The sequence below is a fragment of the Bacillus sp. RO1 genome (genome assembly GCF_012524115.1).
Lineage (GTDB): Bacteria > Bacillota > Bacilli > Bacillales > Bacillaceae_I > Sutcliffiella_A.
Map to the genome: position 1 here is coordinate 15,671 of NZ_JAAZWB010000023.1, position 14,810 is coordinate 30,480.

The window sequence follows — 14,810 nt, forward strand, 5'->3', positions numbered from 1 at the left end:
TTCCCCTAAGTACAAAAACAATATTTTACACTCATTTTCACCAATAAAAAAACCGAATGGATGTTCGTTTTTTAGTTGCCAAACGAATAGAAAAAGGGTATAGTAAGAGTAGTTGATAGATACTATTCATTTAGTTTGATAGATAAGAGGAGGAAATTGTGTGAGTGATCGTAAAGCTGCTTTAGATATGGCGTTAAAACAGATAGAAAAGCAATTTGGAAAAGGTTCCATCATGAAATTAGGGGAACAAACAGAACGTAAGATCTCTACTATTCCTAGTGGATCGTTGGCATTGGATGTTGCATTAGGTGCTGGCGGATATCCAAGAGGTAGAGTCGTAGAAATATATGGTCCGGAATCTTCTGGTAAAACAACGGTTGCCCTTCATGCTATCGCTGAAGTACAGCAACAAGGCGGACAAGCTGCGTTTATTGATGCGGAGCACGCGTTGGATCCAGTATATGCGCAAAAACTAGGCGTAAACATAGATGAGCTTCTTCTTTCTCAACCAGATACTGGTGAGCAAGCTTTAGAAATTGCAGAAGCTCTTGTAAGAAGTGGTGCAGTAGACATTATCGTTGTCGACTCTGTAGCTGCCCTAGTACCTAAAGCGGAAATCGAAGGGGAAATGGGAGACTCCCATGTCGGTCTTCAAGCCCGTCTAATGTCTCAAGCGCTTCGTAAACTTTCAGGTGCCATCAATAAATCAAAAACCATTGCCATTTTCATCAATCAAATTCGTGAAAAAGTAGGAGTAATGTTTGGTAATCCTGAAACGACTCCTGGTGGTCGTGCTCTGAAATTCTACTCTTCCGTACGTCTAGAAGTGCGTCGTGCTGAGCAGTTGAAACAAGGTCATGATATTGTCGGGAATAAAACAAAGATTAAAGTTGTAAAGAATAAAATCGCTCCTCCTTTCAAAGTAGCTGAAGTGGATATCATGTACGGTGAAGGTATCTCAAGAGAAGGGGAAGTAATTGATATGGGATCTGATTTGGACATTGTCCAAAAGAGTGGTTCATGGTATTCCTACAATGAAGAAAGACTGGGACAAGGACGCGAAAATGCGAAGCAATTCCTTAAAGAAAACAAGGATGTCCTAAAAGAAATTCATCAGCAAATTCGCGACCACCACGGGTTGGATAAGGAAGTAACCGCTCCAGCGGAAGAAGAAATGGATCAAGAAGAATTAGATTTTTAATACACACTAACCAAGACCCTGTACATCAATACAGGGTCTATTAATATTTAAAGTCTTGTAATACCATCATTGACCAACGGTTAAATGTAACTAAAACATTATCAAACCCGCCCAAATTACTATAAAATTCATCAAAAACAGGATTAGTTTACCAAAAAGGCCATATCCTTACCGGGACAGGCTTGACAATAATTTTTCACAGATTTACAATTAGTATGTATAATTTACATTTTGTTAGAATTTTAGAGCTATAAAAAAGCAAAAGCCCTTGAGCTGTATGTTGACAAACATTGTTACAATGTACATGCCGACAATGAAATCTAGCAAGAAAAAAGTTCATAGCAAGAGGAGGTGTAATGATGGATTATATGTCAATTATTATCTCCGCTTTGCTTGCCCTAATCGTCGGTGTAGTTGTTGGCTTTTATGTTCGTAAATCCATTGCAGAACAGAAGATTGCTGGCGCAAGAAGTGTCGCGGATCAAATTGTGGAAGATTCCAGACGCGAAGCTGAATCGCTTAAGAAAGAAGCACTTTTGGAAGCGAAGGACGAAATTCACAAACTTCGAACTGAAGCTGAACGTGATATTCGAGACCGTAGAAGCGAACTGCAAAAACAAGAAAATCGTTTAATGCAAAAAGAAGAGAATCTGGATCGAAAAGATGAATCGCTTGATAAGCGAGAAGTAGCATTAGAAAGGCGTGAAGATTCTTTAAACGATAGACAACAGCATATTGAAGAATTAGAAAGCAAAGTGGATGATATAGTGCGTAAACAGCAAGAAGAGCTAGAACGCATTTCAGCATTAACACGCGAAGAAGCCAAACATATCATTTTGGATCGTGTTGAGAACGAATTATCCCATGACATTGCTCTGATGGTCAAAGAAAGCGAAAACAGAGCAAAAGAAGATGCGGATAAAAAGGCAAGAGAGATTCTTTCTTTAGCCGTTCAACGTTGTGCCGCAGACCATGTGGCTGAGACAACAGTATCCGTCGTTAACTTACCAAATGATGAAATGAAAGGCCGAATCATTGGTCGTGAAGGACGTAATATTCGTACTCTTGAAACACTTACTGGTATTGATCTTATTATTGATGATACCCCTGAGGCAGTTATTTTATCAGGTTTTGATCCGATCAGACGTGAAACTGCACGCATTGCTTTAGATAAGCTTGTTCAAGACGGACGTATTCACCCTGCACGTATTGAGGAAATGGTTGAAAAATCAAGACGTGAAGTAGACGAATATATTCGTGAAATGGGAGAACAGACTACATTTGAAGTAGGCGTACATGGATTACATCCTGATTTAATCAAGATTTTGGGTCGTCTGAAATTCCGTACAAGCTATGGTCAAAATGTTCTGAAGCACTCTATGGAAGTAGCATTCCTATCAGGCCTTATGGCTGCTGAGCTTGGAGAGGATGAAACACTTGCCCGCCGCGCTGGATTGCTACATGATATCGGAAAAGCTGTCGATCATGAAGTGGAAGGAAGCCATGTGGAAATCGGAGTGGAATTGGCAACGAAGTATAAAGAACATCCAGTTGTCATTAACAGTATCGCATCCCACCATGGTGATACAGAGCCAACTTCCATCATTGCAGTCTTGGTTGCTGCAGCAGATGCATTATCTGCGGCGAGACCAGGAGCGCGTAGTGAGACGTTGGAAAACTATATCCGTAGACTTGAAAAGTTGGAAGAGATCTCCGAAAGCTATGAAGGTGTCGAAAAGTCCTTTGCAATTCAAGCGGGACGTGAGGTTCGAATCATGGTGAAACCAGATACCATTGACGATCTTGAGGCTCATCGATTAGCCCGGGATATTCGAAAACGCATCGAAGAAGAACTGGATTATCCAGGACATATTAAAGTAACGGTTATTCGTGAAACAAGAGCCGTAGAGTATGCAAAATAAAGTGGTGCTTGCACCGCTTTATTTTTTTTCGTTCATTTGCATACAGCGCCTACATATGTAAAACTAAAAAGAGAATTTGATAGTTAGAAGGGATTAGTGATTGTGAGAATTTTATTTATTGGAGATGTAGTGGGATCACCAGGTAGAAAAATGGTTAACGAATATCTGCCAAAACTAAAAAGTAAATATAGACCGGCTGTAACCATCGTAAACGGAGAAAATGCAGCGGGTGGAAAAGGAATAACCGAAAAAATCTACCAAGGTTTCTTAAAAGCCGGTGCGAATCTTGTCACGCTTGGAAACCATACGTGGGACAACAGAGAGATATTTGAATTTATCGAAGGTGCTAAGCATATGATTAGACCTGCAAATTTCCCAAGTTCTAATCCAGGAAAAGGAATTGCCTATGTTCCTTTTGAGGGAAAAGAACTTGCCGTCATTAATCTTCAAGGACGGACTTTTTTACCGCCAATAGATTGTCCTTTTAACAAAGTAGATGAGCTTGTTGAGGAAGCAAAGAAGAGAACACCATTTATCTTTGTAGATTTCCATGCAGAAGCAACTAGTGAGAAGCAAGCAATTGGCTGGTATCTCAATGGAAGAGTTACAGGTGTGGTAGGAACGCATACACATGTGCAAACAAATGATTATCGAATTCTACCAGAGGGCACGGCATATATAACGGATGTAGGCATGACTGGTCCTTATGATGGCATTCTAGGCGTGGAGAAAGAAGCTGTGCTCAAGCGTTTCACAACTGCTTTGCCTGTTAGGTTTGAAGTGACGGAAGGAAGAGCCCAGTTAAACGGGGTTCTAATAGATGTAGATATGAAGACAGGTAAGGCGAAGAAGATTCAACCACTGATGATTAATGAGGATCATCCTTTCTTTGACTAAGTGAGAAAATAGAATATTTTGACGATTGCAGATTAAGTTGAGGCATATACAGAGCTCTTCCTGAATATAGTAGGAATGAAATTATTAACAATTCATTCATCTATGGGTCTTTCACCATATACTGTAAATGTTAAGGAGGAGCTAGAAATGGAAATATTAAAGGTTTCAGCTAAGTCAAACCCAAATTCTGTAGCAGGGGCTTTAGCAGGGGTTTTAAGAGAGCGTGGGGGTGCCGAAATCCAAGCCATTGGGGCTGGTGCGCTTAATCAGGCAGTAAAAGCGGTTGCCATCGCTCGGGGATTCGTTGCACCAAGTGGAGTGGATTTAATCTGTATCCCGGCATTTACAGATATTCTGATTGACGGAGAAGAAAGAACGGCCATCAAATTGATAGTAGAGCCGAGATAAAAATAATCGTTTACTAAACCTGTTTGCTTGTATTTGCAAACAGGTTTGTTTTATTCTAATTCAATGGTGCAGAATGCATGCTGATTCACAATAATGGAGGGGCTGTTCTTGAGGATTTTTGATGCGCACTGCGATGTGCTATGGAGAATGTGGGAAAATAGAGAGATTTCTTTTAAAGATAGTGAAGTGTTGCATGTAACGTGGGACGGATTAAAGAAGTCGGCTGCTAAGGTGCAATGTTTTGCTGTGTATGTTCCGGAAAAAGTGAGGCAGGAATCAGCTTTTGATGTAGCCTTGGAGATGATTGACCTCTTTTATGAGGAGATCTTGAACAAATTCCCTAATATGAAACTTGTTACAACGAAAAAGGATATCGCCGAATTGAAAGAAGGGCAAATAGGAGCCATTTTGACATTAGAAGGCTGTGACGGAATAGGATCGGATATAGAAAAACTGAGAACATTATATCGATTGGGAATCTCGTCAGTCGGATTAACATGGAATCATGCTAATGCAGTTGCAGATGGGATTTTAGAAGAAAGAGGAGCTGGGCTAAGCTCATTTGGGAAACAGGTAGTGAAACTGAATAACGATCATTTTATTTGGACAGACGTTTCCCATCTTTCTGTTAAAGGCTTTTGGGATGTAATGGATTTAGGTGAATACGTGATTGCCTCACATTCTAATTGCAAGGAAATCTGTCCTAACCCAAGAAATTTATCAGACGAACAAATACAAGCTCTTATCCAAAAGGATGCGGCAATCGGGGTTACCTTTGTTCCTCAATTCTTAACAAGCGATACACAGGCGAGTATTACAGATATACTCCGTCATGTGGAACACTTTTGTTCACTAGGGGCAGTAAATCATATAGGATTCGGTTCAGACTTTGACGGAATTGATCACACTGTAAAGAGCTTGGGGAGAATGGAAGATTATCATCATTTAATAAATAGTTTATTAAAATACTATTCTGAAACAGAAGTGAAAGGCTTTTTGTTTGATAATTTCTTTAAAAGGTTCCCTAAATGAGGGGGGAATTAAGCGATTTTCAGCCTATGAACTGTACTGTTAAAATATCCAAATTTTTCGAAAGAAATTAATTCAAAGACTTGTATTTTTAAATAATTAGGTCTACAATGAAAGCGTTTAGTACATATTCAGCGGTTTTTTTAAGTCTGATTTATATTTAAATAGGTAACTTCTAGTTATATAATGGGAATAATGCTACAATAAATATTGTACAAAATTCTGAAAACGAACGTAGTTAAAGGGGTGTAAGGCACATGATCAATCAACTTTCATGGAAAGTTGGAGGGCAACAGGGGGAAGGTATCGAGAGTACTGGTGAGATTTTCTCCATTGCATTAAATCGTTTAGGCTATTACTTATATGGTTATCGCCATTTTTCTTCTCGTATTAAAGGTGGACATACGAACAACAAAATTCGTGTGAGTACGACTCAGGTCCGTTCGATTTCCGACGACCTTGATATATTAGTAGCGTTCGACCAAGAAACAATCGACGTAAACTATCATGAGCTCCGCGAAGGTGGAGTGGTAATTGCAGACGCAAAGTTTAAACCAAGCATACCTGAGGATGGGGTAGCTACATTATATGCTGTACCATTCACGGAGATTGCTACTGAACTTGGAACTTCGTTGATGAAGAACATGGTTGCAGTCGGAGCTTCAAGTGCCATCCTTGATTTAGATGCGGAAGCATTCCGTGAAGTGGTGCAAGAAATTTTCGGTCGCAAAGGTGAATCCATTGTTGAGAAAAACATGGATGCAATCCGAGCAGGTGTTCAGTTTATTAAAGATCAAGCGGAAAGCGTAGAAACCATGCAGCTTGCAAAAGCTGATGGTAACAAACGACTTTTCATGATCGGAAATGATGCGATTGCATTGGGGGCTGTAGCAGCGGGTTCCCGTTTTATGCCGGCATATCCAATTACTCCTGCATCGGAAATTATGGAATATTTAATTAAAAAACTTCCAAAATTCGGTGGAACCGTTATTCAAACGGAAGATGAGATTGCTGCTTGTACCATGGCAATTGGCGCAAACTACGCAGGTGTCCGGACATTGACTGCATCAGCAGGACCTGGACTATCCTTAATGATGGAAGCAATCGGACTTTCCGGTATGACAGAAACACCACTAGTAGTCGTAGACACGCAACGTGGCGGACCAAGTACAGGGTTACCGACTAAAATTGAGCAGTCAGACCTTATGGCTATGATCTACGGTACACATGGGGAAATCCCTAAAGTGGTCATGGCTCCGAGTACAGTACAAGAAGCTTTCTACGACACAATTGAAGCGTTTAACATTGCAGAAGAGTATCAAGTACCGGTAATTCTTTTGACAGATCTACAATTGTCCCTCGGGAAGCAATCTGTAGAAGCATTAGATTACAAAAACATTGAGATCAGAAGAGGAAAGCTGGATATTAACCAGGAGATTCCTGTATCTGAGGATAAAGCATATTTCAAGCGTTATGAAGTAACGGAAGATGGCGTTTCTCCTCGTGTCCTTCCGGGCATGAAAAACGGTATTCATCACGTTACAGGTGTAGAGCATGAAGAAACAGGTAAACCTTCTGAGGTTGCTGCGAATCGACAAGCACAAATGGACAAGCGTCTTCGTAAGTTAAATAACCTGAAATTCAACACGCCTGTTCATGTTAATGCAAAGCATGAAGAAGCAGATGTACTGCTTGTTGGTTTTAACTCGACGCGCGGGACGATTGAAGAGGCAATGGAAAGATTGGAGAAGGATGGAGTGAAAGCTAACCACGCACAAATCCGCCTTATCCACCCATTCCCGACAGAGGAAATCGCGCCACTTGTTAAAGCGGCCAAAAAAGTTATTGTTGTGGAGTACAATGCTACAGGGCAACTTGCTAACATCCTGAAAATGAATGTAGGCGAGCATGAAAAAATCCGTAGTCTCTTGAAGTATGATGGGGATCCATTCTTACCGAAAGAAATCCACACAAAATGCAAGGAGTTGTTATAAATGGCAACGTTTAAAGATTTTAGAAATAATGTAAAACCTAACTGGTGCCCTGGTTGTGGAGATTTCTCGGTACAAGCTGCCATTCAACGTGCTGCCGCAAATGTTGGACTAGAACCTGAAAATCTAGCAGTAGTTTCTGGTATCGGGTGTTCTGGACGTATTTCCGGTTATATCAACTCTTACGGATTTCATGGTATCCATGGACGTTCTCTACCTATCGCACAAGGTGTGAAAATGGCGAATAATGATCTTACAGTTATCGCTTCCGGTGGGGATGGAGATGGATTTGCTATTGGTTTAGGACATACGATCCACGCTATCCGTCGAAATATTGATGTTACATACATCGTAATGGATAACCAGATCTATGGACTTACAAAAGGCCAAACGTCACCGCGTAGTGAAGTAGGATTTAAAACGAAATCCACACCACAAGGTTCCATTGAATCCTCGCTATCTGTTATGGAAATGGCACTAACAGCAGGTGCGACATTTGTAGCACAGAGTTTCTCAACAGATTTAAAAGACCTTACTTCCTTGATTGAACAAGGAATCAAGCATAAAGGTTTCTCTTTAATCAACGTGTTCAGCCCGTGTGTTACATATAATAAAGTAAACACATATGACTGGTTTAAAGAAAACTTAACGAAATTGGCCGATATTGAAGGTTATGATGCGCATAATAAAGTTTCTGCGATGCAGACTTTAATGGAGCACAATGGACTGGTAACAGGATTGATCTATCAGAATAAGGATCAGCAATCCTATCAGGATATGGTTCCAAATTATAGTGAAGAGCCATTGGCAAAAGCAAATCTTCAATTAGATGAAGACGAATTCAATGCTTTAGTGAAAGAATTTATGTAACAAAAATCGAAGTCCTGGCTAAACTGCTGGGGCTTTTCTTTAGTTAAATATGTAAACGCTTTCTTTATCATGAAAAAAAGTCTTTATTTTTTATCTGACATACTCAATTGTCCTTCTCCAGTGGACAAATCGGTTTACACAAATCCTTATAGATGATACACTCTTACTAGTATTTAAGAATATTAGTTTTATTTTTATAAGGGAGTGTTCTCTGTGAATGGAAAAATGAAGGCAATTATGAAGCATCATCGAGGATATGGTGCTGAACTTCAAATGATAGATATACCAAAGATTAAAGATGATGAAGTATTAATAAAAGTAAAAGCAACATCCATTTGTGGTACGGATGTTCATATTTATACATGGGATGAGTGGTCACAGAGCAGGGTAAACCCACCGTATGCTTTCGGTCATGAATTTGCCGGAGAAATTGTGGAAGTTGGTAGCAAGGTTAATAATGTACAATTAGGCGACCAAGTTTCCGCAGAGACACACATCGTTTGTTACAAATGTCCACAATGTTTAAAAGGGGACTATCACATTTGTAAAGATACTAAAATTATTGGAGTAGACACTCAAGGCTGTTTTGCTGAATATGTCGCTCTTCCTGCGGTAAATGTTTGGAAAAATCCTAACGATATGCCTTATGATGTTGCTTCTGTACAAGAGCCAATGGGAAATGCGGTTCATACAGTGCTTGCAGGAGATGTTACTGGGAAATCCGTAGCAGTGATTGGTTGCGGTCCTATCGGAATCATGGCTGTTGGAGTTGCCAAGGCGGCAGGTGCTTCACAAGTTATTGCCATTGACTTGAATGAATATCGCTTAGATCTTGCAACGAAAATGGGTGCTACCACAGTTATTAATGCGAAAGAAGCTAATCCTGTAGAAGAAGTGATGAAGTTGACAGATGGTCATGGTGTGGAAGTAGTTTGTGAAATGTCGGGCCATCCTATTGCGATGAACCAAGGCTTTAAAATGATTACAAATGGCGGTAGAGTATCCATCCTTAGCTTACCTGTCCGTCCGGTAGAGCTGGACATCACGAACGATATTGTTTTCAAAGGTGTTACAGTTCAAGGTATTACAGGAAGAAAAATGTATTCTACATGGCAACAAGTATCAAGCCTTCTTAAGTCAGGTCAGGTAGATGTGAAACCGATGATTACCCACCACTTCCCGCTAGAGGAGTTTGAAAAAGGCTTTGATTTAATGATTTCCGGTCAATGTGGTAAAGTTGTACTACATCCTTAATAGAAAACAGGAGGGGTTAACATGAAAGGTTTTGAATACTTACAAGAAGAATTAGATCAAATGAAAGAACAAGGTACATTCCGTAAGTTAGTACCATTAGAGTCCGATCAAGGATCCAAAGTTGTGATCAACGGCAAAGAAGTGATTCAGCTATCTTCCAATAACTATCTAGGATTGACTACCCATCCTCGTTTAGTGAAAGCTGCCTTAGAAGCTACAGAAAAATACGGTGCCGGGACAGGATCAGTCCGTACCATTGCCGGAACTTTCACCATGCATGAGCAATTAGAAGAAAAACTAGCAAAATTTAAACATACAGAAGCAAGTCTTGTTTTCCAATCTGGATTTACAACAAACCAGGGAGTCCTTTCTGCAATCCTTTCTCCGGAAGATGTTGTAATCTCTGATGCGTTAAACCATGCCTCCATTATCGATGGAATCCGTTTAACAAAGGCTGCTCGCAAAGTGTACAAGCATGTTGACATGGAAGATTTAGAGCGTGCATTAAAAGAGTCAAGTGAATATCGCAAACGTCTAATCGTAACGGATGGCGTTTTCTCCATGGATGGGAATATTGCCCCGCTTGATAAAATTGTCGAGCTAGCTGAAAAGTATGATGCACTTGTAATGGTAGATGATGCGCATGCTTCAGGTGTACTAGGTGAAAACGGCCGTGGTACCGTCAATCACTTTGGATTGGATGGCCGTGTGCATATCCAAGTTGGTACCTTAAGTAAAGCAGTCGGCGTTCTGGGTGGTTATGTAGCGAGTTCTCGTTCATTAATTGACTATTTAATTCATAAAGGCCGTCCGTTCCTATTCAGTACTTCTCACCCACCAGCAGTAACTGCTGCATGTGATGAAGCAATCCAAGTTTTACTTGAGGAGCCTGAACTTATCGAAAAGTTATGGGACAATGCGAAATTCTTTAAAGATGGCCTTGTGAAACTAGGATTTAATACAGGAGAAAGCCAAACACCGGTTACACCTGTTATCGTAGGAGACGAAGCACTATCTCATAAATTCTCTGATAAGTTGTTAGAATACGGTGTATTTGCACAAGGTATCGCATTCCCAACTGTTGCAAAAGGACTGGCGCGTGTTAGAACAATCGTAACTGCTCAACACTCAAAAGAAGAACTTCAAGAAGCCCTAGACATTTTCGAAAAAGCTGGAAAAGAACTTGGGATTATATCGTAATAATGAAGGTTGCTTTTTAAAGTTTGGTGCTAATATACAGAGTAACATCAACTAGTGAATTGAAGCGGAAGGCACTCGACTCCTGCGGGTGGTAGCGGTAGACTTGAGACCCCGCAACGAAGTGAGGAGGCTCAAGCACCGCCCCGCGGAAAGCGAGTGTCTGCAGCTGAAATGAGCAGTCAAACTAATCCGATTAACATCAATTCTAAGAAATAGCAACAACAAGAGAGACACCTCAAAAGTGTCTCTCTTGTTGTGTATCCAATATGTAGGAGCTTTACTGTCTCGTAAATATGTAGATTTATGTAAACTTCTCCATATTTATTGTTTAAGAAGCCATAAAATTATATACTATGTTAATGTGTAGAGTTTTATGCGCTCTACTTTTCTGGAAAGGAGTTATCACAATGAATGAGAAACAAAGAGTGGAAGCAGGACAAGTAGTGACTGGAAATTCTTCGGACAAAAAATCCGAAAAGGATTTCAGCAAATACTTTGAGTCTGTTTATGTACCACCTTCCCTAAAAGATGCAAAAAAACGTGGAAAAGAAGAAGTTGCCTACCAAGACTTTTCTATTTCTGATGAATTTAAAAACCTTGGGGTTGGCAAGAAATTTTATATTCGTACGTATGGTTGTCAGATGAATGAACATGACACAGAAGTAATGGCAGGGATCTTCCTTGCGTTAGGATACGAACCGACCTATACAGTGAATGATGCGGATGTAATCCTTTTAAATACCTGTGCCATCCGGGAAAATGCAGAGAACAAAGTTTTTGGTGAGCTAGGACACTTAAAGACTTTGAAAAAATCAAGACCAGGCTTGTTAATTGGTGTTTGCGGCTGTATGTCCCAGGAAGAATCAGTAGTGAATAAAATATTGAAAACGTATCAGCAAGTTGACATGATCTTCGGTACCCATAACATTCACCGACTTCCTAATATTTTAAAAGACGCATATATGTCCAAAGAAATGGTGATAGAAGTTTGGTCCAAAGAAGGGGACGTTATTGAAAACCTTCCAAAGAACCGCAAAGGTGAAATCAAAGCTTGGGTAAACATCATGTATGGCTGTGACAAGTTCTGTACGTACTGTATTGTGCCGTATACAAGAGGAAAAGAGCGCAGCAGACGTCCAGAGGATATTATTCAAGAAGTGCGTCACTTGGCAGCACAAGGTTATAAAGAAATTACCTTGCTTGGGCAGAATGTAAATGCGTATGGGAAAGATTTTGAAGATATGAAGTATGGTCTGGGCGATTTAATGGATGAAATCCGTAAAATTGACATTCCTCGAATCCGTTTCACCACAAGTCATCCAAGAGACTTTGATGATCGTTTGGTGGAAGTGCTTGCTAAAGGCGGTAATCTTCTTGACCATATTCACTTACCAGTTCAATCAGGAAGTTCTGAAGTGTTGAAGCTGATGGCACGTAAATATGACAGAGAACGTTACCTTGAGTTAGTAGGCAAAATTAAAAAGGCAATGCCTAATGCTTCATTAACAACGGATATCATTGTTGGATTCCCTAATGAAACAGAAGAACAGTTTGAAGAAACAATGTCTCTATATCGTGAAGTGGAATTTGATACAGCTTATACTTTCATCTATTCTCCACGTGAAGGTACGCCTGCTGCAAAAATGGTGGATAACGTACCTCTTGAAGTGAAGAAGGATCGCCTTCAACGTCTAAACGCACTTGTGAATGAGATTTCTGCAAAGAAATTAAAAGAGTACGAGGGTAAGGTTGTAGAAGTGTTAGTTGAAGGGGAAAGTAAGAAAAATCCGGATGTCCTTGCGGGATACACAGATAAAAGTAAACTGGTTAACTTTAAAGCACCAAAATCTGTCATCGGTAAAATTGTCAAAGTAAAAGTAATCAAAGCGAAAACTTGGACATTGGATGGCGAATTGGTGGAAGAAGTAGTAGAAGAAGCACTGGAGGTATAAACAATGGCAAAATATACGAGAGCAGATATAGTAGAAAGAGCAAAAGAATTGGCACAGATGATCGCTGACACGGAAGAAGTAGAATTCTTCAAGCGTGCAGAAGAGCAAATTAACGAGAATCAAAAAATTAAAGAAATGGTTGCAAGTGTGAAAAGCTTGCAAAAACAAGCTGTAAACTTCCAACATTACGGAAAAACAGAAGCATTAAAGAAAACAGAAGCTAAGTTAGATGCACTTTTAGCAGAAATGGATGAGATTCCAATTGTACAAGAGTTCAAAACTTCTCAAACAAATGTAAACGACCTTTTACAATTAGTTTCTTCCTATATCTCCAAAACAGTAACTGACGAAATCATCGTTGCAACTGGTGGAGATGTCCTTCGCGGAGAAACCGGCTCCTACGTAAAAAACACCACATACGGTGGAGGAAGCTGTTCATAATTATTATTAGAAAAGCATGGAAGCTTAATTCCATGCTTTTTTTATATAATAAAGTTATGATACTGTTGATTTCCGTTTCAGGCGCTTCGCTTGCCTGCGGGCGGTCCGTGAGCCCCCTCACTCCTCCTGACTCCACTGAAAAAGTCAAAAAATTTAGATGTAGTTTAGACACCGCTGTTGATTTCCGAAAAAGGCTTCGCTATCCTAGGGGCGCTGTTGGAGCCTCCTCGGCTACGCCTGCGGGGTCTCCACCTAACGCTATCTCCCTCAGGAGTCTACGCCTTTTTCTCCAATCACCAGCTAGAAATCATTTAAGTACATGAGATTTCAGTTTTTCAGTGGCTTCTCTGCTTCTACGGGGTCTCACCTGTCCCTTCCTCCCTCGGGCGTCTGCGCGCCTCCACTCCAATCAACAAGATGACTTTTTTCATTCAAGAATTAAAAAGGCATCTATAAGAGTTTTATGGATAAGCAATAACTTATCGTTCACGTGGTTTTTAGCTGTGGATTGGAGCAAATGGCGAAGACTCCTGCGGGGGGGAACGGTAGCTTGAGACCCCACAACGAAGTGAGGAGGCTCAAGCACCGTCCCGCGGAAAGCGCAGTCATTTGCGGAAAGGAACAGCGGTGGTAGACCGCTTAAAAATCTTTTAATTTTAAAAGGTGATTTGGTTTTGTAAGATTTTTTATCGTCTGCTGCACCTTGTGATTTTTTCAAAAAATAGGCACATATCCAGATAAGCTTGCATACAATGAACTATACGTTAATGTATTAGAAATCATTTAGTTATGCAGTAAATTCAATCTAATCACAATTGTCATTTAACCCGCATAGGATGAAATGAAGATTGTAATGAGGAGGGTGTATGCTCGAATGTCTGAATACAGAGAAATTATCACAAGAGCAGTAACCGGCAAAGGTAGAAAGTTTACGCAGTCTAAACATACGATTAGTCCCTCGCATCGTCCTACAAGCATTTTAGGATGCTGGGTCATTAACCATACGTATGATGCGAAAAAAGTGGATGATACCGTAGAAGTAAAAGGGAAATATGATATTAACGTCTGGTATTCACACAGTGATAATACGAAGACGGAAGTAGTGACGGAAACGGTTTCCTACAAAGATGTCGTGAAGCTGAGGTATAAAGATGAAAACAGCCTTGGTGATGATCATGAAGTAATTGCGCGTGTCCTACAACAGCCTAATTGCTTAGAAGCGAGCATCGCGGACAAGGAAGCAAAAGTGGAAGTACAAGTGGAAAGAGAATTTTTAACTGAGATTATTGGGGAAACCAAAATTACAGTTGAAGTACATCCAGACACATTGGCGGATGATAATGACTGGGATGTAGAAGAGGATGAGTTCGAGGACTTAAATCCAGACTTTATCGTCGACGGTTACGAAGAGTAGAGGAAACCGGGGAGCATGATGCTTCCTGGTTTTTTGTGTTTCTCTGTTATTTGATAATAAAGCTGAAGTTTAAAGGTTTTTTTAAATGAAAATGCCCCTGTTTTGGTCTTGTAAACTAAACTGTGTAAGTAAAAGAGCGTACGACTTTTACTTCGCAGTTTAGTTTTTTTCTTGTTAAAATTATTTTAACTAACTGGGGGGATGATCGGTATGACCAAGAAAGATCGTAAT

General features: G+C 40.2%; 13 protein-coding genes. 12 read left to right on the top strand and 1 reads right to left on the bottom strand.

The annotated features are described in order from the left end of the window. Window positions 1-160 precede the first annotated feature (160 nt). From recA to HC179_RS01445, 11 genes are all read left to right on the top strand, one after another. Window positions 161-1,201 (top strand): recombinase RecA, encoded by a 1,041-nt coding sequence (gene recA, locus HC179_RS01395; RefSeq protein WP_060666479.1) that lies wholly within the window; start codon window positions 161-163, stop codon window positions 1,199-1,201. Window positions 1,202-1,557: 356 nt separating this feature from the next. Then, entirely contained in the window at window positions 1,558-3,123 is a 1,566-nt protein-coding gene (gene rny, locus HC179_RS01400) for a ribonuclease Y (protein ID WP_240948437.1), read from the top strand. Between the two features lie 102 nt (window positions 3,124-3,225). After that, complete coding sequence (locus HC179_RS01405; protein WP_168862723.1) at window positions 3,226-4,020, top strand: TIGR00282 family metallophosphoesterase; 795 nt, start codon at window positions 3,226-3,228, stop codon at window positions 4,018-4,020. Between the two features lie 147 nt (window positions 4,021-4,167). Next, complete coding sequence (gene spoVS / locus HC179_RS01410) at window positions 4,168-4,428, top strand: stage V sporulation protein SpoVS (RefSeq protein WP_010193268.1); 261 nt, start codon at window positions 4,168-4,170, stop codon at window positions 4,426-4,428. Between the two features lie 108 nt (window positions 4,429-4,536). Next, window positions 4,537-5,460, top strand: coding sequence for a dipeptidase (locus HC179_RS01415; protein ID WP_168862713.1), 924 nt, complete (start codon window positions 4,537-4,539; stop codon window positions 5,458-5,460). Window positions 5,461-5,714: 254 nt separating this feature from the next. Then, window positions 5,715-7,451: a 2-oxoacid:acceptor oxidoreductase subunit alpha gene (locus HC179_RS01420; protein ID WP_168862714.1), complete on the top strand. Its 1,737-nt coding sequence runs from the start codon at window positions 5,715-5,717 to the stop codon at window positions 7,449-7,451. After that, on the top strand, window positions 7,452-8,318 hold the full coding sequence (locus HC179_RS01425) for a 2-oxoacid:ferredoxin oxidoreductase subunit beta (protein ID WP_168862715.1): 867 nt from the start codon (window positions 7,452-7,454) through the stop codon (window positions 8,316-8,318). 213 nt (window positions 8,319-8,531) lie between these two features. Beyond that, complete coding sequence (gene tdh / locus HC179_RS01430) at window positions 8,532-9,572, top strand: L-threonine 3-dehydrogenase (protein ID WP_346775098.1); 1,041 nt, start codon at window positions 8,532-8,534, stop codon at window positions 9,570-9,572. 21 nt (window positions 9,573-9,593) lie between these two features. Beyond that, on the top strand, window positions 9,594-10,772 hold the full coding sequence (locus HC179_RS01435; protein ID WP_168862716.1) for a glycine C-acetyltransferase: 1,179 nt from the start codon (window positions 9,594-9,596) through the stop codon (window positions 10,770-10,772). Window positions 10,773-11,179: 407 nt separating this feature from the next. After that, on the top strand, window positions 11,180-12,724 hold the full coding sequence (gene miaB / locus HC179_RS01440) for a tRNA (N6-isopentenyl adenosine(37)-C2)-methylthiotransferase MiaB (protein ID WP_168862717.1): 1,545 nt from the start codon (window positions 11,180-11,182) through the stop codon (window positions 12,722-12,724). A gap of 3 nt (window positions 12,725-12,727) precedes the next feature. Next, complete coding sequence (locus tag HC179_RS01445) at window positions 12,728-13,165, top strand: YlbF/YmcA family competence regulator (RefSeq protein ID WP_168862718.1); 438 nt, start codon at window positions 12,728-12,730, stop codon at window positions 13,163-13,165. A 427-nt stretch (window positions 13,166-13,592) separates the two neighbouring features. Here HC179_RS01445 and HC179_RS01450 read toward each other — a convergent pair whose 3' ends face one another. Next, entirely contained in the window at window positions 13,593-13,883 is a 291-nt protein-coding gene (locus tag HC179_RS01450; protein ID WP_168862719.1) for a hypothetical protein, read from the bottom strand. Between the two features lie 156 nt (window positions 13,884-14,039). Here HC179_RS01450 and HC179_RS01455 point away from each other — a divergent pair, with 156 nt between their 5' ends. Next, window positions 14,040-14,579 carry an outer spore coat protein CotE gene (locus HC179_RS01455; protein WP_168862720.1) on the top strand — a complete coding sequence of 180 codons (540 nt, stop codon included), beginning with the start codon at window positions 14,040-14,042 and terminating at the stop codon, window positions 14,577-14,579. Window positions 14,580-14,810: the final 231 nt, after the last annotated feature.